The organism is Cedecea sp. VD22 (genome assembly GCF_037150195.1).
Lineage (GTDB): Bacteria > Pseudomonadota > Gammaproteobacteria > Enterobacterales > Enterobacteriaceae > Cedecea.
The window spans coordinates 1-17,963 of record NZ_JBBCPX010000002.1 but is presented as its reverse complement, the minus strand read 5'-3'; the positions used below and the strand labels follow the sequence as shown (position 1 = coordinate 17,963).

Annotated in this window: 21 protein-coding genes and 1 other annotated feature; of the genes, 10 read left to right on the top strand and 11 right to left on the bottom strand. The window is 55.2% G+C overall.

Annotated features, from left to right (window positions below; all coding sequences use genetic code 11):
* Positions 1 to 10: 10 nt before the first annotated feature.
* From rluB to rnm, 4 genes are all read right to left on the bottom strand, one after another.
* Entirely contained in the window at positions 11 to 898 is an 888-nt protein-coding gene (gene rluB, locus WFK85_RS06225) for a 23S rRNA pseudouridine(2605) synthase RluB (protein ID WP_008461308.1), read from the bottom strand.
* A gap of 190 nt (positions 899 to 1,088) precedes the next feature.
* Positions 1,089 to 1,910, bottom strand: coding sequence for a MerR family transcriptional regulator (locus WFK85_RS06220; protein WP_336707310.1), 822 nt, complete (start codon positions 1,908 to 1,910; stop codon positions 1,089 to 1,091).
* Between the two features lie 10 nt (positions 1,911 to 1,920).
* Positions 1,921 to 2,541, bottom strand: a complete 621-nt coding sequence (locus WFK85_RS06215) for an L-threonylcarbamoyladenylate synthase (protein WP_008461305.1) — start codon at positions 2,539 to 2,541, stop codon at positions 1,921 to 1,923.
* Complete coding sequence (rnm, locus tag WFK85_RS06210; protein WP_442892190.1) at positions 2,538 to 3,434, bottom strand: RNase RNM; 897 nt, start codon at positions 3,432 to 3,434, stop codon at positions 2,538 to 2,540. Before rnm ends, WFK85_RS06215 begins: the two co-directional genes overlap by 4 nt.
* A gap of 142 nt (positions 3,435 to 3,576) precedes the next feature.
* Positions 3,577 to 3,674, top strand: a sequence feature (Trp leader region).
* A 21-nt stretch (positions 3,675 to 3,695) separates the two neighbouring features.
* Here rnm and WFK85_RS06205 point away from each other — a divergent pair.
* From WFK85_RS06205 to trpA, 5 genes are read left to right on the top strand one after another with little or no spacing between them, the layout of a single operon-like run.
* Positions 3,696 to 5,258: an anthranilate synthase component 1 gene (locus tag WFK85_RS06205; RefSeq protein WP_336707314.1), complete on the top strand. Its 1,563-nt coding sequence runs from the start codon at positions 3,696 to 3,698 to the stop codon at positions 5,256 to 5,258.
* Complete coding sequence (gene trpD, locus WFK85_RS06200; protein ID WP_166992071.1) at positions 5,258 to 6,853, top strand: bifunctional anthranilate synthase glutamate amidotransferase component TrpG/anthranilate phosphoribosyltransferase TrpD; 1,596 nt, start codon at positions 5,258 to 5,260, stop codon at positions 6,851 to 6,853. Before WFK85_RS06205 ends, trpD begins: the two co-directional genes overlap by 1 nt.
* Positions 6,854 to 6,857: 4 nt before the next feature.
* The gene (gene trpCF / locus WFK85_RS06195) at positions 6,858 to 8,219 is read left to right on the top strand and encodes a bifunctional indole-3-glycerol-phosphate synthase TrpC/phosphoribosylanthranilate isomerase TrpF (RefSeq protein ID WP_336707317.1); all 1,362 of its coding nucleotides are present in this window, start codon (positions 6,858 to 6,860) and stop codon (positions 8,217 to 8,219) included.
* A 12-nt stretch (positions 8,220 to 8,231) separates the two neighbouring features.
* The gene (gene trpB, locus WFK85_RS06190) at positions 8,232 to 9,422 is read left to right on the top strand and encodes a tryptophan synthase subunit beta (protein WP_008454293.1); all 1,191 of its coding nucleotides are present in this window, start codon (positions 8,232 to 8,234) and stop codon (positions 9,420 to 9,422) included.
* Entirely contained in the window at positions 9,422 to 10,228 is an 807-nt protein-coding gene (trpA, locus tag WFK85_RS06185) for a tryptophan synthase subunit alpha (protein WP_008454291.1), read from the top strand. The genes trpB and trpA overlap by 1 nt, the downstream gene beginning before the upstream one ends.
* Before the next feature lie 72 nt (positions 10,229 to 10,300).
* Here trpA and WFK85_RS06180 read toward each other — a convergent pair whose 3' ends face one another.
* On the bottom strand, positions 10,301 to 10,726 hold the full coding sequence (locus WFK85_RS06180) for a PH domain-containing protein (protein ID WP_008454289.1): 426 nt from the start codon (positions 10,724 to 10,726) through the stop codon (positions 10,301 to 10,303).
* 128 nt (positions 10,727 to 10,854) lie between these two features.
* Positions 10,855 to 11,487, bottom strand: a complete 633-nt coding sequence (ompW, locus tag WFK85_RS06175; RefSeq protein WP_008454288.1) for an outer membrane protein OmpW — start codon at positions 11,485 to 11,487, stop codon at positions 10,855 to 10,857.
* Positions 11,488 to 11,772: 285 nt separating this feature from the next.
* Here ompW and WFK85_RS06170 point away from each other — a divergent pair, with 285 nt between their 5' ends.
* The 4 genes from WFK85_RS06170 to yciA are packed head-to-tail and all read left to right on the top strand — an operon-like array spanning position 11,773 to position 13,946.
* Complete coding sequence (locus tag WFK85_RS06170; RefSeq protein WP_336707320.1) at positions 11,773 to 12,183, top strand: YkgJ family cysteine cluster protein; 411 nt, start codon at positions 11,773 to 11,775, stop codon at positions 12,181 to 12,183.
* 28 nt (positions 12,184 to 12,211) lie between these two features.
* Positions 12,212 to 12,955 carry a YciC family protein gene (locus WFK85_RS06165; protein ID WP_166992054.1) on the top strand — a complete coding sequence of 248 codons (744 nt, stop codon included), beginning with the start codon at positions 12,212 to 12,214 and terminating at the stop codon, positions 12,953 to 12,955.
* A 59-nt stretch (positions 12,956 to 13,014) separates the two neighbouring features.
* Positions 13,015 to 13,551: a septation protein A gene (locus WFK85_RS06160; protein WP_166992051.1), complete on the top strand. Its 537-nt coding sequence runs from the start codon at positions 13,015 to 13,017 to the stop codon at positions 13,549 to 13,551.
* Positions 13,551 to 13,946, top strand: a complete 396-nt coding sequence (gene yciA, locus WFK85_RS06155; RefSeq protein WP_008454281.1) for an acyl-CoA thioester hydrolase YciA — start codon at positions 13,551 to 13,553, stop codon at positions 13,944 to 13,946. Before WFK85_RS06160 ends, yciA begins: the two co-directional genes overlap by 1 nt.
* A gap of 38 nt (positions 13,947 to 13,984) precedes the next feature.
* Here yciA and WFK85_RS06150 read toward each other — a convergent pair whose 3' ends face one another.
* Entirely contained in the window at positions 13,985 to 14,911 is a 927-nt protein-coding gene (locus tag WFK85_RS06150) for a LysR family transcriptional regulator (RefSeq protein WP_336707323.1), read from the bottom strand.
* Positions 14,912 to 14,986: 75 nt separating this feature from the next.
* Between WFK85_RS06150 and WFK85_RS06145 the strand changes: the two genes are divergently transcribed.
* Positions 14,987 to 15,643: an SDR family oxidoreductase gene (locus tag WFK85_RS06145; protein ID WP_336806086.1), complete on the top strand. Its 657-nt coding sequence runs from the start codon at positions 14,987 to 14,989 to the stop codon at positions 15,641 to 15,643.
* A gap of 194 nt (positions 15,644 to 15,837) precedes the next feature.
* Here WFK85_RS06145 and WFK85_RS06140 read toward each other — a convergent pair whose 3' ends face one another.
* From WFK85_RS06140 to WFK85_RS06125, 4 genes are all read right to left on the bottom strand, one after another.
* A complete protein-coding gene (locus WFK85_RS06140; RefSeq protein ID WP_336707327.1) occupies positions 15,838 to 16,113 on the bottom strand; it encodes a DUF6966 domain-containing protein in 276 nt (91 codons plus the stop codon).
* Positions 16,110 to 16,307, bottom strand: a complete 198-nt coding sequence (locus tag WFK85_RS06135) for a hypothetical protein (protein WP_336707328.1) — start codon at positions 16,305 to 16,307, stop codon at positions 16,110 to 16,112. Before WFK85_RS06135 ends, WFK85_RS06140 begins: the two co-directional genes overlap by 4 nt.
* Before the next feature lie 109 nt (positions 16,308 to 16,416).
* Positions 16,417 to 16,875: a hypothetical protein gene (locus tag WFK85_RS06130; protein WP_336707329.1), complete on the bottom strand. Its 459-nt coding sequence runs from the start codon at positions 16,873 to 16,875 to the stop codon at positions 16,417 to 16,419.
* A 4-nt stretch (positions 16,876 to 16,879) separates the two neighbouring features.
* On the bottom strand, positions 16,880 to 17,963 hold a 1,084-nt coding region (locus tag WFK85_RS06125; protein ID WP_336714243.1), incomplete at its 5' end, for a polymorphic toxin type 25 domain-containing protein.

The window sequence follows — 17,963 nt, the reverse complement described above, 5'->3', positions numbered from 1 at the left end:
GGGTTAAGATTTAGCTGCCGCTGCCGTTATTACGGCTGCTGCTGGCGCGGCGGTTACCGCCGGTCACTTGGGTGTGACGCTTCACGGCACGACGAATCTGGTTCGCTTTCATGCGGCGGCGATCTTTTTCTACCGCCACTTTACTGCTGGTTTCTTCCGGCAGTTCCACCAGCGTACGCAGGTAGTTTGTCTGCGCCAGATCAAGCTCGGTATAGCCCCCGCGCGGAAGGCCTTTCGGTAGCTTAATGTCACCGTAACGCACGCGAATAAGGCGGCTCACCTGAACACCGACAGCTTCCCACAGGCGACGAACCTCACGGTTACGGCCTTCGGTCAGGGTCACGTTATACCACTGGTTAATGCCTTCCCCGCCGGTGAACTTGATGGTTTTGAACGCCGCCGGGCCATCTTCAAGCTGCACGCCACGAGACAGTTGTCTTACTTTGTCGTCATCCACCTGGCCAAACACGCGTACGGAGTATTCACGCTCCACTTCACGGCTTGGGTGCATCAGGCGATTTGCCAGCTCCCCGTCGGTGGTGAACAGCAGTAAACCACAGGTATTCACGTCCAGACGCCCAACGGCAATCCAACGTGCACCGCGCAGCTTTGGTAAACGGTCAAAAACGGTTGGGCGCCCTTCCGGGTCGCTGCGGGTACAGAGCTCACCTTCCGGCTTGTAATAGGCCAGCACGCGGCAGATCTGTTCCGCTGATTCACGGATGGAGATCAAATGACCATCGATGCGGATTTTAAGCGACTGGGTAATTTCAACGCGATCGCCCAGCGTGGCAATTTTACCGTCAACGCTTACGCGGCCTGCAGAGATAATGGTTTCAATCTCACGACGGGAACCATGGCCAGCGCGAGCCAGCACTTTTTGTAACTTTTCGCTCATTGAGCTTCCTCGGGTGTCGCCTTCACAGGCGTCTCAGATACTTTGAAATCAAAAGGCATGGGCCTGATGAAGTATAAATACGAATTTGAATGGCTGCCCGGCAATGCAGGAAAACCGCTGACAGCATCGTGGCCGCACATACTACACGAATTTTAACGTAAATGGAGTGAAAACCCGTTTACAGATTCGCTCACCGCTGGTTCTGAGTATCCAGCAGTGCAGCTTGCTCGCCGGAAGCACAATTGCGCGGAGTAGCCACATTTTTATTTCCTCTGGCGGCCTCACTGCCTCCCAGAAAAACAGGAATTCCGCTCTTCAGCCAGCGGTGATACTGTGCCTGTTGGTTAGCATTCAGCGCCTTATCGGCCCAAATCATAATGTGGTCCGCATGAATACGGCTAAGATCCGGGCAGGGAATGCCGCGATCCAGAACCTCAACGCAAAAACCGTCGCTGGCAAAACGGATCCCTTCCAGCCAAAGCTCGACGGGATCTTTTAGCGAAAGTGCCAGAATAAACAGACTGCCGCCCGGACGCTTACGCCCGCTGGCCAGGACGAACGTCGCATATTCAATCAGCGCCGTATCAAGCAATGCGCTATTCATCGCCTGTTCCTGCTGTGCATCAGCGTTAAGCCATAGTCTCAGCGGGCGGATAACCTCATCAATAAAAATAGCGGGCGGGACTTCGCGGCCATAGCGCCAGATAAGCCCCCGGAGCTTCGCAGGCTGCATCGCTTCACACTGCGCCAGCAGGGCTTCCTGAACGTCGAGCCATCTGAAAGGCGGAGACATCTCCTCGCCTTTCAGCAGCGCCAGCATATCCGACAGAGCTACCCCTTTCTCAAGCCAGCCAACAATCGCGGCGACCTGCGAACAGTGGGTAAAATCAAAAAAACGGTGCCCGTTCTCATCCACCTGCGGCTTGATCAACCCATAACGCTGCCAGCTCCGAATATTGGCGGGCGTCACGCCGCATTGAGAAGCCAGAACATCAATGTTAAATCGGGCCATAGCGATTTCCTTACAGGAAAGGTTTAACGTCCCCGACGCCCTCGCGCATAACAACCGGCGCGTCTTCAGTCAGATCGATAACCGTGGTGGGCTGCTGCCCCAGATAGCCACCGTGGATAACCAGATCCACCACTTTCTCGAGGCGATCTTTGATCTCTTCAGGATCGGACTCGGTAAACTCGCTACCCGGTAGCATCAGCGAAGTCGACAGCATCGGCTCATTCAGCACTTCAAGCAGCGCCAGCGCAATCGGATTTGACGGCACGCGCAAACCGATAGTTTTACGTTTTTCCTGCAGCAGGCGACGGGGAACCTCTTTGGTGCCCTTCAGGATAAAGGTGTAATTCCCCGGCGTGTTGTTTTTAATCAGACGGAATGCCACGTTGTCGACGAAGGCGTATGTCGACAGCTCCGACAGATCCCGGCACATCAGGGTAAAGTTGTGGCCGTCAGGGAGCTGACGAATGCGGCAAATGCGCTCCATGGCGCCCTTGTCTTCAATCTTGCAGCCCAGCGCATAGCCGGAATCGGTAGGGTAAACAATGACCCCGCCTTTACGAATAATATCGACGGCCTGATTAATCAGGCGCGGCTGCGGGTTATCCGGGTGGATATAAAAAAACTGACTCATACTGCCCTCTCTTTAGCGATGCGGCTCTGCTCCCAGTGCTGCCAGACGGGCTCAACGCCCGCCGGTAGCCACAGCTTACGGCCCAGTTCAATCCACGCGCAGGGTAGATGAAAATCAGACCCCTGCGACGCCAGCAGATTAAACTGCTTAGCGTAGCTGGCAAGCTGGGTACGTTCGTTGGGAGCCTGCTGGCACTGCGCAACTTCCATGGCATCGCCACCGTGTTCGGCAAAGTGCGCCAGCAGTCGTTTTAGCCATTTTGCGGTCAGGCCGTAGCGCCCTGGATGCGCCAGCACCGCCTGCCCGCCAGAATGATGAATCACATCAATAGCTTGTTCTATTGTACACCACTGGGGCGGAACGTATCCGGTTTTCCCCTTAGCCAGATACTTTTTGAAAACATCGCCCATAGTGCTGGCTTTGCCCTGCTCGACCAGAAAACGAGCGAAATGCCCGCGGGTAATTGCCCCGCTGCCTGCGTGACGCATTGCCCCTTCCAGCGCACCGGGAATACGCGCTTTATCCAGACGTTCGGCAATCATTACCGCGCGCTGGCTGCGGCGTTCACTTTGCTGTTCAAGAAAAAGCTTCAGCGCCGGGTGCTGTTCATCAATACCCAGGCCAACGATATGGATTTCGTGATTTTCCCAGACGGTGGAGATTTCAACGCCGCTAATTAACTGTAGCGGTAAATTCAGGCGCTGGATTTCAGCCCTTGCGGCAGGCAGACCAGCGACGGTGTCATGATCGGTAATGGCAAGTACCGTGACGCGCATATCTACCGCGCGATTAACCAAAGCTTCAGGAGACAACAGGCCGTCCGAGGCGGTAGTGTGGCTGTGTAAATCGTGGATCGTGGCCAGGGTGGGCTCGCTCAAAATGGCTCCAGAAATGGATAGACAGAAATTTAGCGGCCCATGATAACGATAATCGTCTATTTTAAAAAATCAGTATTGACAATAAAGCCGCGAACCAGTTTACTAGTACGCAAGTTCACATAACGAGGTATCTGAAATGAAAGCGATGAATTCCCTGCACGGTTGGTGGCGTACTCCCTGAACTCGGGCGGTGCGATCGCGTACGCTGTTTAACAGCACAGATACCAGGCCCGCCAACGATGCGGGCTTTTTTTTGAACAAAATTTGAGAACTAAAATGCAAACACAAAAACCGGCACTTGAACTCCTGAGCAGCGAAGCTGCCTACCGTGAAAACCCAACGGCCCTTTTCCACCAGCTGTGCGGTGCGCGCCCTGCGACGCTGCTGCTGGAGTCCGCAGACATCGACAGCAAAGACGACTTAAAAAGCCTGCTGCTGGTCGATAGCGCCATGCGCATTACGGCCTTAGGTGACACCGTCACCTTACAGGCCTTGTCTGCTAACGGCGCTTCCCTGCTGCCTCTGCTGGATGCCGCCCTGCCGGCTGGTGTCGAAAACGAGCACTTCCCGGATGGCCGCACCCTTCGCTTCCCAACGGTCAGCACGTTATTAGATGAAGACGCGCGCCTGTGCTCGCTGTCGGTCTTTGACGCATTCCGCATTATGCAGGAACTGGTGAGCGTGCCCGCGGATGAACGCCATGCGATGTTCTTCGGCGGTCTGTTTGCCTACGACCTGGTGGCCGGTTTTGAGGACCTGCCGCAGCTTAAACAGGACAACCGCTGCCCGGACTACTGCTTCTACCTGGCCGAAACCTTATTGACCATCGATCATCAGAAAAAACAAACCCGCATTCAGGCCAGCCTCTTTACGCCTTCCGTGAGCGAAAAACAACGCCTGCAGAAACGCACCGAACAGCTGCGCCAGCAAATCAGTGAAGAGCCTGCTGCCCTGCCGGTGCAGAAAGTTGAGAACATGAGCTGCGATGTCAATCAGACAGACGAAGAGTTCGGGGCAGTTGTGCGCCAGATGCAAAAAGCCATTCGCATCGGTGAAATTTTCCAGGTTGTGCCGTCCCGCCGCTTCTCGCTGCCTTGCCCGTCACCGCTGGCGGCTTATCAGACGCTGAAGAAGAGCAACCCAAGCCCGTACATGTTCTTTATGCAGGACAACGATTTCACACTGTTCGGCGCGTCCCCGGAAAGCTCGCTCAAATACGATGCGACGAATCGCCAGATTGAGATCTACCCGATTGCCGGCACCCGCCCTCGTGGCCGCCGCGCCGACGGATCCTTGGATCGAGACCTGGACAGCCGCATCGAGCTGGAAATGCGTACCGACCATAAAGAACTCTCAGAACACCTGATGCTGGTTGACCTGGCGCGGAACGATCTTGCCCGCATTTGTACGCCGGGCAGCCGCTACGTGGCGGATTTAACCAAAGTCGACCGCTACTCCTTCGTGATGCATCTGGTTTCCCGTGTTGTCGGCGAGCTGCGTCACGACCTGGACGTGCTGCACGCCTACCGCGCCTGTATGAATATGGGCACCCTGAGCGGCGCGCCGAAAGTGCGTGCGATGCAGCTGATTGCCGGGGCCGAAGGCGTTCGTCGCGGCAGCTACGGCGGCGCGGTGGGTTACTTCACCGCCCACGGCGACCTCGATACCTGCATCGTCATCCGCTCAGCCTACGTCGAAGACGGCATAGCCACCGTGCAGGCCGGCGCTGGCGTTGTCCTTGATTCAGACCCGCAGTCCGAAGCCGACGAAACCCGCAACAAAGCCCGCGCTGTTTTGCGCGCCATTGCTACCGCGCATCACGCCCAGGAGATTTTCTAATGGCTGACATTCTGCTGCTCGATAATATCGACTCATTCACCTATAACCTGGCGGACCAGCTGCGCGCGAACGGCCACAACGTGGTGATTTACCGTAACCACGTCCCGGCACAAACGCTGATCGAACGCCTGGCCACCATGGATAACCCGGTGCTGATGCTGTCCCCTGGGCCAGGTGCCCCAAGCGAAGCGGGCTGCATGCCGGAATTACTGACACGAATGCGCGGTAAACTGCCGATTATTGGCATTTGCCTCGGCCACCAGGCCATTGTGGAGGCTTACGGCGGCTACGTCGGCCAGGCGGGCGAAATCCTGCACGGCAAAGCCTCTTCTATCTCCCATGACGGCGAAGCGATGTTTGCCGGGCTGCCTAACCCGCTGCCGGTGGCGCGCTATCACTCCCTGGTCGGCAGCAACATCCCTGCCGGCCTGACCATCAACGCGCATTTCGACGGCATGGTGATGGCGGTTCGCCACGAGGCTGACCGGGTTGTGGGCTTCCAGTTCCACCCGGAATCCATTCTCACCAGCCACGGCGCTCGCCTGCTGGAGCAGACCCTCGACTGGGCGCTGCAGAAGCTGAAGCAGGCCAATACGCTGCAGCCGATCCTCGACAAGCTTTATCAGGCGCAAACCCTGAGCCGCGAAGAGAGCCACCAGCTGTTTTCCGCCATCGTTCGCGGTGAGCTGAAGCCAGAACAGCTGGCGGCCGCGCTGGTCAGCATGAAGGTGCGCGGTGAACACCCGAACGAAATTGCCGGCGCCGCATCTGCCCTGCTTGAGCACGCCGCGCCGTTCCCAAGCCCGAGCTACGAGTTTGCCGATATCGTCGGCACCGGCGGCGACGGCAGCAACAGCATTAACATCTCCACCGCCAGCGCCTTTGTTGCCGCCGCGGTCGGGCTAAAGGTCGCCAAACACGGCAACCGCAGCGTTTCCAGCCGTTCGGGTTCCTCCGATCTGCTGGCAGCGTTTGGCATCAACCTGGAAATGAACGCGGATGCTTCCCGTAAAGCGCTGGACGAGCTGGGCGTTTGCTTCCTGTTTGCGCCTAAGTACCACACCGGTTTCCGCCACGCGATGCCGGTTCGCCAGCAGTTGAAAACGCGCACCCTGTTCAATGTTTTGGGGCCACTGATTAACCCGGCGCATCCGCCGCTGGCGCTGATCGGCGTCTACAGCCCGGAACTGGTGCTGCCGATTGCTGAAACCCTGCGCGTCCTCGGCTATAAACGCGCAGCTGTGGTTCACAGCGGCGGCATGGATGAAGTGTCGCTCCATGCGCCGACGCTGGTCGCCGAACTGAATCAGGGTGAAATCAAAAGCTACCAGCTGACCGCCGCCGATTTCGACCTTCCGGCCTATCACCAGGAAGCACTGGCGGGCGGCACGCCGGAAGAAAACCGTGACATTCTGACTCGCCTGCTACAAGGTAAAGGTGAGACCGCGCACGAGTCTGCCGTCGCGGCTAACGTTGCGATGCTGATGCGATTGCACGGCCATGAAGACTTGAAGGCTAACGCCAAAAAAGTGCTGGATGTATTGCGCAGCGGGGCCGCATATGACCGCGTCACCGCGCTCGCAGGAAGAGGATAAGGGAATGCAGGAGACCGTTTTAAACCGTATCGTGGCTGACAAAGCGCTGTGGGTCGAAGCCCGCAAACAGCAGCAGCCACTGGCGAGCTTCCAGAATGAGATTGTGCCCGCCACGCGGAACTTCTATGACGCGCTGCAGGGGGCCCGCACCGTCTTTATTCTTGAATGCAAAAAGGCATCCCCGTCCAAAGGGACGATCCGCGATGACTTCGACCCGGCTCATATCGCCGGTGTTTATAAGCATTATGCCTCTGCCGTGTCGGTGCTGACCGACGAGAAATACTTCCAGGGCAGCTTCGATTTTCTGCCGATCGTCAGCGGCATTGTCAGCCAGCCGGTGCTGTGCAAAGACTTTATTATCGACGCCTACCAGATTCATCTGGCGCGCTTTTACCAGGCGGACGCCTGCCTGCTGATGCTCTCGGTGCTGGACGATGAACAGTATCGCCAACTGGCCGCCGTGGCCCACAGCCTGAACATGGGCGTGCTGACCGAAGTTAGCAACGAAGAAGAGCTGGAGCGCGCCATCGCGCTCGGGGCCAAAGTGGTCGGCATCAACAACCGCGACCTGCGCGATCTGTCCATTGACCTGGACCGCACTCGCCAGCTGGCCCCGCGTCTGACCCACGGCGTCACGGTAATTAGCGAATCGGGCATTAATCATTACGCTCAGGTTCGTGAACTCAGCCACTTCGCCAACGGATTCCTGATTGGCTCCGCGCTGATGAGCGAGGATGACCTGAACGCCGCGGTACGCCGCGTGTTGCTGGGTGAAAACAAAGTTTGCGGCCTGACGCGGGGGGAAGATGCTCGTGCGGCTCAGGAAGCCGGAGCTATTTACGGTGGCCTGATCTTCGTCCCGACTTCGCCGCGTTTTGTCAGCGATGAGAAAGCCGCTGCAGTCATTGCCTCCGCCCCGCTTCGTTACGTGGGTGTATTCAGAAATACGCCGATAACAGAAGTTGTGCAGAAAGTAGAGACGTTCTCACTGAGCGCAGTTCAGCTTCACGGCGCTGAAACCCAGGCATACATTACTGAGCTGCGAGCGCTGCTGCCGGAGAAAACACAAATCTGGAAAGCGTTGAGCGTAGCCGACACGCTTCCTGAGCGGAATCTGCAGCACGTTGACAAATACGTGTTCGATAACGGCCAGGGCGGCACCGGGCAAAGCTTTGACTGGCGACTGTTAGCCGGACAAAAGCTGGACAACGTGATTCTGGCGGGCGGCCTCGGAGCGGATAACTGCGTGGAAGCGGCTAAAGCCGGCTGCGCGGGACTGGATTTCAACTCTGGCGTGGAAAGTGCGCCGGGAATAAAAGATGCTAACAAGCTGGCTGCGGTCTTCCGGACCCTGCGGGCTTACTAAGGAAGAGATACCATGACTTTACTGAACCCTTATTTTGGTGAATTTGGCGGGATGTACGTGCCGCAGATCCTGATGCCTGCTTTGCGCCAGCTCGAAGAAGCTTTTGTGGCGGCGCAAAGTGACGCTGAGTTCCAGGCGGAGTTTACCGATCTGCTGAAGAACTACGCGGGCCGTCCAACGGCGCTGACTAAATGCAAAAATCTTACCGCAGGCACCAACACCACGCTGTACCTCAAGCGTGAAGATCTGCTTCACGGCGGCGCGCACAAAACTAACCAGGTGCTGGGCCAGGCGCTGCTTGCCAAGCGTATGGGCAAAACCGAAATCATCGCCGAAACCGGCGCGGGTCAGCACGGCGTAGCTTCTGCCCTCGCCAGCGCCCTGCTCGGCCTGAAATGCCGTATTTATATGGGAGCCAAAGACGTCGAGCGCCAGTCGCCAAACGTCTTCCGTATGCGCCTGATGGGGGCCGAAGTCATTCCTGTGCACAGCGGCTCATCCACCCTGAAAGATGCCTGTAACGAGGCGCTGCGCGACTGGTCTGCAAGCTATGAAACCGCGCACTACATGCTCGGCACCGCCGCAGGTCCGCACCCGTTCCCGACCATCGTGCGTGAATTCCAGCGCATGATCGGCGAAGAAACCAAAGCGCAGATTCTGGAAAAAGAAGGTCGCCTGCCTGACGCGGTAATCGCCTGCGTGGGCGGTGGTTCCAACGCCATCGGTATGTTTGCCGACTTTATCGATGAAACCAGCGTGGGCCTGATTGGTGTTGAGCCAGCCGGGCACGGGATCGAAACCGGCGAACACGGGGCGCCGCTGAAACATGGCCGCGTGGGGATCTACTTCGGTATGAAGTCGCCAATGATGCAAACCGACGAAGGTCAAATCGAAGAGTCTTACTCTATTTCTGCCGGGCTGGACTTCCCGTCCGTGGGGCCGCAGCACGCGTACCTGAACAGCACCGGCCGCGCCGATTACGTCTCCATTACCGATGACGAAGCGCTGGATGCCTTTAAAGCACTGTGCCGCAGCGAGGGGATTATTCCTGCGCTGGAGTCTTCCCACGCCCTCGCCCATGCGTTGAAAATGATGCGTGAGAACCCTGAAAAAGAGCAGCTGTTGGTAGTGAACCTCTCTGGCCGCGGCGACAAAGACATCTTCACCGTCCACGATATTCTGAAAGCACGAGGGGAAATGTAATGGAACGTTATCATCATCTGTTTGAACAGCTGCAGGCCCGCAAGGAAGGCGCATTCGTTCCCTTTGTGACGCTGGGCGACCCAACCCCTGAGCTTTCGCTGAAAATTATTGATGCACTGGTTGAGGGCGGCGCGGACGCGCTCGAGCTGGGCATTCCGTTCTCCGATCCGCTGGCGGATGGCCCAACCATCCAGGGCGCGGCGCTGCGGGCTTTCGCCTCTGACGTGACGCCAACCCAGTGCTTTGAAATGCTGGCGACGATCCGCCAAAAATACCCGGAGATCCCGATTGGTCTGCTGATGTATGCCAACCTGGTCTTCAACCGTGGCATCGACGAATTTTATGCGCTGTGCGCCAAAGTGGGCGTGGATTCTGTGTTGGTTGCCGACGTGCCGGTGGAAGAGTCCGCTGAATTCCGCCATGCCGCAATGCGCCACAACGTCGCGCCTATTTTCATCTGCCCGCCAAACGCCGACGAAACGCTGCTGCGCGAAATTTCGGCTCATGGCCGGGGTTACACTTACCTGCTTTCCCGTGCAGGCGTTACCGGCACCGAAACGCGCGCTCAGCTTCCGCTGCATCATTTAATTGAGAAACTGGGTGAGTATCAGGCCGCGCCGCCTCTGCAAGGCTTTGGTATTTCCGAACCGTCTCAGGTACGCGATGCCATTGCCGCCGGTGCTGCAGGCGCGATTTCAGGCTCTGCGGTGGTGAAAATCATCGAAAAGAACCTGGCACAGCCTGAAGTAATGCTCAGCGAACTGAAACAGTTCGTGCAGAACATGAAAGCCGCCACGCGGGGTTAAGGTAAACAAAAACGGCGGCCGACCGGTTTAGTCCCCCGATCTGCCGCCGTATTAACAGAAATTGTGGTTATGTTAACTGGCTGCTTTATTTTCCAGCTCTTCCTGATATTCAAAAAAGCGCTGTCTGAATCTCATTGGATCTTTAATAAAACGAATCGGCGCGTGACCAGCCCCGGAATCACTGATCACCAGAGAACCATAACCCAGCATGCGACCAATAATCCCTTGTCGAACCTGAAGGCTGGATATTTTCTTAATCGGGATTTCAACGGTATCACGCTTAATTAAGCCCGATTTAGCAATCAGTCGCTTATTGGTAATAGCCGCTTCATTGGAGCGTACAACAAAATACCCCAATGGAATCAGGATAAAACCAACGATGGTCATGAACCCTAAAATGATTCCCCAAAGGATCCAGGGCAGCCATGCCCACAGAGTCACCTGCCCACGATATAAAACTTCTTCATTGCCAATTAAGTTGGAGTCGATATATGCCATTTTTCTACCCATTAAAAGAAGACGGGGAATAATAGCATCTCGTTTCAGAATATGACTAATTGAAATTTAATGTACGCACTCAAAGAAACTGGCCATTAAACAGCCAGTTTCTTCCGATGAAGAGAGACTTAAAAACGGTAGCCCGCAGAGAACATAAACACCCACGGGTCGATGCGCGTCTTGATGCTCTGCTGGTCTTCCCCGGCTTTAAATTTCACCGTGGTGTCGATGTCCATATACCAGACGGACATGTTCAGCAGCCAGTCTTCGTTCACCAGATAATCCAGCCCGACCTGACCCGCAGCGCCCCACGAATCTTTCACTTTCAGATCGCTCAGGCCCGCGCTTTTGCCGGTGTCGTTGAAGCTTGCATCAAAGAAAGTGGTGTAGTTTACCCCGACGCCCACGTAAGGCCGCACTTTGCTACCCGCATCGCCAAAGTACCACTGCGCCATCAGCGTAGGTGGCAGCTGGTGCACGGTGGCAAGATCGCCGGTTGGCCCAAGCCCGACCTTGTGACGGAACGGCGTCGCCGCCAGCAGCTCAATCCCGATGTTATCGGTGACCATATAGTCGAAGGTCAGCCCCAGCTGCGTATTGTTATCAACTTTAAAGCCGCCCATTTTGAGCACGTCATCCGAGCCCGCGGTGGGTCGAACCGTCGCGGTCCCCGCGCGCATAAAGAATTCTCCCGCCTGATGCGCCGACGCCGCACCGGACAGACATCCCATCGCCAGTAATGCCAGTGTGAGTTTTTTCATAGCCCTTCCCTTGTTATGGTTTTTAACAGCGGGCTGAATATACTCAGAAAGAAGTACAAAGTGATCTAACACCGATCACACTTTATCCTCTAATTTAACATTCAATGATCTGGATTAATTTTTGGTAGCGCAGTGAAAAACAACAAACCTAAACCAGATCAACTTTGTTAATAATCACATCCTGAAAATTCTTCCCCATCCACCCCTTGTAAAAACCCCTGACCTGGCTAATTTGGGTGTTCTCCTCAACCGTTGAAACGTGAAATCAGAAGTTGCAGGTGCAAGATGAGCGATAACCCTTGTATGACTTGTGGTGCCTGTTGTGCTTACTTTCGTGTCTCTTTCTACTGGGCTGAAGCCGACGACGCCGGCGGCCTGGTCCCTTCGCATTTAACCGAGCCGGTTACCCCTTTTCTGCGCTGCATGAGCGGCACTAACCAGCGCAACAGCCGCTGCGTAGCGCTGGAGGGCGAGCCAGGTCAGCGGGTCAGATGCAGCATTTATGAAAATCGTCCTTCGCCGTGCCGCGAGTTTGCGATGTCCGGGGAAGACGGCGTCACCAACGATGCCTGCAACCGGGCACGAGCCCGCTACGGCCTTGTGCCCCTGTACGGAACTGACGCTATTCAACCGCTTATAGAAAGTCTTTGTGGTGCCACGGCAGCCTCATCCAGGGTACAATTGCCCCCAGATTGATAACCGCTAGCAACATCAAGGAGAGTGCATGTCTATCACGGCAGGTTCCGTATACCGTGACACGGGGAATTTTTTGCGTAATCAGTTTGTTACCATATTGCTGATTGCGTTACTTTGCGCCTTAATTTCGGTGATTATTGGCCGCGCGTTCTCGCCCAGCGAAGAACAAATGGCGATTCTGAGTGAGGGAGATAACCTGGCGGGCAGCGTCGGGCTGTTTGATTTAGTGCAGAATATGTCGCTGGAACAGCAGCAAGTGTTACTGAAAGCGTCTGCGGCCTCCACGTTTTCGGGCCTGATTGGCAACGCTATTCTGGCGGCCAGCATGATGGTGCTGATGCAAATCGTTTCTGCAGGCCAGCGCGTTAGCGCCCTGCGCGCGATTGGTGCCTCTGCGCCCGTGCTGCCAAAAATGTTCATTCTGATCTTCCTGACCACGCTGCTGGTGCAAATCGGCATTATGCTTGTGGTTGTGCCCGGCGTGCTGCTGGCAATCCTGCTGTCGCTTGCCCCGGTAATGCTGGTGCAGGATAAAATCGGGATTTTCCGCTCTATGCGCAGCAGCCTGCGCCTGGTGTGGGCCAACATGCGCCTTGTTGCCCCTGCGGTCGTCGGCTGGCTGGCGGCCAAAACGGCGTTACTGCTGCTGGCATCCAGCTTTGCCGCGCTGTCGCCGGAAGCCGGGGCCGTGATTGCGAATACCATAAGCAACCTGATTTCAGCCGTGCTGCTGATCTACTTATTCCGCCTGTACATGTTGATACGTCAATAACCTTCCCCGACTCCTGACCGCGCGTTATAGTCAGGAGTCACCTCTTTACGGAACAGATTATGAAGCAGTTTCTCGACTTCCTGCCCCTGATTGTCTTCTTTGCTTTTTATAAGATGTACGACATTTTTGTCGGCACCTGGGCGCTGATCATCGCCACCGCTCTCGCGCTGGTCTACAGCTGGGTTAAGTACCGCAAGGTGGAAAAGACCACGCTGGTCACCTTCGTGATGGTTGCCGTATTTGGCGGCCTGACCATTTATTTCCACAATGCCGAATTCATTAAGTGGAAAGTCACGCTGATTTACGGCCTTTTTGCGGCGGCGCTGCTGGTGATGCAGTTCGGCATGAACAAGCTGCTGATTCAGAGCATGCTGGGCAAAGAAATCACTTTGCCAACCGAAGTGTGGTTTCGCCTGAATATCGCCTGGGCGCTGTTCTTCATCGCCTGTGGTTTATTGAATATTTACGTGGCGTTCTGGCTCCCGGAAAGCATCTGGATTAACTTTAAAGTGTTCGGGCTGACCGCCATCACGCTGGTCTTTACCCTGCTAAGCGGCGTCTACATCTACCGTCATATGCCAAAGGAAGAGCAGTAATGCCGAACGAATTACCGCAAGGTGAATTAGTGCTGCGCACCCTGGCGATGCCAGCGGACACCAACGCCAACGGCGATATTTTTGGCGGCTGGCTGATGTCGCAGATGGACATGGGCGGCGCCATTCAGGCCAAAGAGATCGCTCATGGCCGCGTGGTGACCGTGCGTGTGGACGGCATGACCTTCCTGAAGCCAGTGGCAGTGGGAGACGTAGTGTGCTGTTACGCCCGCTGCGTTAAGCGCGGGACAACGTCCATCACCATCAACGTGGAAGTCTGGGTGAAAAAAGTCTCTTCCGAGCCTATCGGCCAGCGCTACAAAGCCACCGAGGCGATATTTATCTATGTCGCCGTGGATAAAGAAGGCAAGCCTCGCGCGATACCTCAAGCCGAGTAACTCTCCTGCCCGGTTACGCCGGGCAGTTTATTTTCCCCTCACGCGACCGACCGCTTTTCCCCCATTTCCTGCAGAAGATAATCAATAAACAGGCGCGTTTTGGCCGGAATCAATCTACCCGGCGGCATAATGCCGTAGACGCCGCCCCGATCCTGGCCTTTCCAGGCCGGTAACACCCGAACCAGCTGCCCGTGGGCAAGCTCAGTCGTGATAAGCCAGTCTGGCACCAGGGCAATCCCCAACCCATCCACCGCCGCCTGCAACAGGGCTTCTGAATTGTCCGTCTGCAGCGGGCCCTTAATTCTCACGGTGGCTTTGCTGTCACCGTTCACCAGAATCCAGTCTGGCCAGCTGGCATGACTCACCAGCCCCAGGCAATGATGCCCGCTGAGGTCTGCGGGGGAAGCGATCTCGCGCTGTGCCAGCCAGGCCGGGGAAGCGACAAGCTGGTATTCAAACTGCCCCAGCGTGCGGGCAATCAACGCGCTGTCGGTCAGACGCCCGACGCGGATGGCCACATCGTAGCCCTCGGCCACCAGATCCACCAGCCTGTCGGTAAACCTGACGTCCAGGTGAATGCCGGGATACTGGGCTAAAAAGGCCGACAGTTTGGGGGTAATACAGCGTCGGCCAAAGGTCAGCGGCAGAGAGATTTTAAGGTTTCCAACCGGGGCAGCCGTGAATTCACTGACTTCCAGCTGAGCATTGCGTAACTCATCCAGGATGCCCCGCACGCGGCGGTAAAAAAGCTCCCCGGCCTCAGTCAGCACAACATGACGCGTGGAACGAGCCAACAGCCGGGTGCCCAACCGGGATTCAAGATGCTGAATTCTTCTGGATATCACGGTAGCGTTACGGTCCATCACGCGCGCGGCTCCGGCAAAACCGTTGTTTTCCACCACCGCAGCAAAGGCGGCCAGCTCGTCAATTTTAAGATGCTCGCTGAATTCCTGCATATTTTGCATTAAGCAATTGCTCCAGTGATGAATTATCTACATTTATGCAGATGATACAGTGCTCGCGAACTTATTGGGGAGTAAATGATGAAAACTTTTCTTAGCATTGGGGCCGGGCCGGGGATCGGCTATGCCACGGCGGAACGCTTCGCCCGTGAAGGTTTTGTGGTGATTTTAGCCGCAAGGAATGCATCGAAACTTGGCGAACTTGCGGCGCGCCTCGCCAGCAAAGGCTTCCAGGCGTACGCTAAGGTTGTCGATGCCGCCGATGCCAATGCCGTTGCAGCTTTAATACAGGAGACTGAGACCGAATTCGGCACCCTCGACGTGGTGCACTACAACGCGGCACATCTGCACCCGGGGTCAGTGCTCGACCAGCAGATCGCCACCTTTAACACCGACCTTGCGGTCAATATCGGCGGGGCGCTGGCTGCCTCCCAGGCCGCATTGAAAACTATGTTTGCCCGCGGACGTGGCGCCCTGTTGTTCACCGGTGGCGGCTGGGGAGTGCACCCCAACCCGGAATTCATTTCGATCAGCATTGGCAAAGCAGGCGTTCGCGCCCTGACGCTGGGGCTTTTCCCGTATGCCAGATCGCATGGCGTGCACGTGGGGTCCGTCACGGTAGCGGCGCTGATTGAGCCGGACTCCGCCGAGGCCACCGGCGTGGCCGATACGTTCTGGGCGCTGTACCAGCAGCCCGAAGCCGAATGGGTGGCAGAGATGACGTTTAGCGGATAAAAGTTAGCCTGATTCTGATGGCGGTAAACGCCCGGCAGCGCCGGGTATCATGCAAATCCTGAAGAAGGTCTGTAAGTTCTCAGCACGCAGGCAACGCCAGGTGAGCTTATGGAGGTGATCGGCAGGCCGTATAGGTAAGGTGCTAACTGACTGGCATATAAAGCAAAACCCCGGCTCAGTGGCCGGGGTTTTTGTTAAGAAAGAAGATTAAACAGATCACTCCTGATCTGATCTAATTCATTGTTTTCACTTATTAATATTTTTCCATTCCTGTACAGGACTAGATCATTTAAAGATCCCATACCACCATAAAAATTTCGAAACGTGTGCTTGGTACTATCAGGATCAATCACATATTTCTTAGCCAGTTTAAAAATGCTGACTGACCATTCTGCATAACCACCTAATTCTAATAAAGTAGCCATGCGCTCCATTTTTTCTACGACAAGTGTTGTTTTCTCGGTAGTCATTTTAATGGCTTAATCTCCATAACTTCAGCACCTTTAATCTCCCAAGCCTTTGGAACAACAATCTGCTGGGTTCCGCCAACATATACACCATTTTGGGAACCAACTTCACCTATATAGACTTTTGTTCCTGCCGGTATTTTAATTGCTATTGATGAGTCTATTGGCGAAGTTCCGCCTTCTGGCCACTTTGGCAATACAGCCTTATCAATCCTAGTTTGTAGGACACCTTGAGGTGGTTCCGAACTGAAAAACTGTCCAAAAGGCTTATCTGATACCCCACCACGATGAGGTTGAGGTACAACCTTACCAACTTGCCATCCCGATCAACCATCCCAGATACCCAATCCGACTTAACCATAAAAATGGGCTGGTTAATCCAGATCTTCTGATATTAGTTAATTCCCTCATCGGTGCCAAGCCATCATGCTTGATAACAACATGCTTTGCACTATAGCGACAATGCATTACCAGAAAGAAAATTCCGGCGATCCCCAAGCCAAAATAACTTTCGGAACTCCCCCAAAAATGAGGTTTCAATTTTAAATAAAAGATTCCCCACAGGCTTAGTAAAAAAATAAAGAAAGAACAGGCAGCAATGTTCATCTCGTTTTTTCTTCCGAGTCCAAAAAAAAGTGCATCAAAAAAATGCATTGTTGTTACGGGAGACTGAAGATTTCTCTCCGTTATCTTACCGAACCGATGGAATATGACTGTTCCAACAGCAAACGCAATCAGGGCAATACCTAACAGCAACAGCATCATTTAGTTAGTCCTTTTTGATAGGCCACGACATTATTTCGGTACTACCGGAACCATTAAGCTCGGGCTGATTATTGTGGTTTTCACTTTGTCGGAAACTTGCACCAATTCCTCCACCAAATCTCAAAGAACCACCAATACCGTCTTTACCAATAGACCCCTCAACAGAAATAATTCCTGCCGATAGGGAACCTGCATAATCATAGGAAGGGCTGAAATCTTTAATCGGGTAAGGTCCAAAAGTCAAACCTACAGATGCATCAGCTCGCCAGCCGAAGGCCTTTGTCACACCTCCATTGATCGCGAATTTATCTTCGGAAAGAACACTTTCAAGATACCCTCCGGCACCAACACCTGCCACCACTTGTCCTTTCATATCACCTTTAATTTTTGCTACATCTCCGAATGGTGGGTTGAGATGTGATTTTTCTATTGCTTTGGTTATTTTGTCGCGGGCGACGCCTTTATCTCCTAGACTGAAAGCCAACGATGCTTCTTCTTGTGTTCTACTCGGAACCAACGCTCCCCAGGGTGATGCAGCATTATTCTCAACCGCATTCTTCCCGGCCTGCGCGCCCGTGGTCGCCGCTGCGGTGCTATTCCCCACCACGCCGCCGGCGATCCCTGCCGCCATGGTGCCTAACAGGCTAACGAGCTGTTTCTGGTCCTGATTCAAATCCCCAGGTTTTGTATTCGGGAACATCTCGGCGGCAATATGCCTTGCCGCCAGTTCACCGCTGAATGCCCCCGCCGCGCCTGCCGCCGCATTGCCGCCTGAGAGCTGGGCCGCCAGGGCGCCCCAGACCGCATGCGCCATCAGGTTAGCCGGTTCATCGACTTTGTTACCGTCGGTTGTGGCGCCCTTAATTACTTGCGCCATCACCGGATTCAGGCCACCCGCCAGGGCTTTATTGAAATCGCCCCCGGCGGCGCCCGCCAGAATGCCGCTCACCGACTGCGCCACCATCTGGTATTTACCGCCGATGCCGTAGTCGCCAAAGGCTTTTTGGTAGTCCTCCGTATTACGCAGTTCTGCAGCGCTCATGCTGGCGTATTTGCTATCTTTGGCACGCACGGCATCCAGCGCCTGC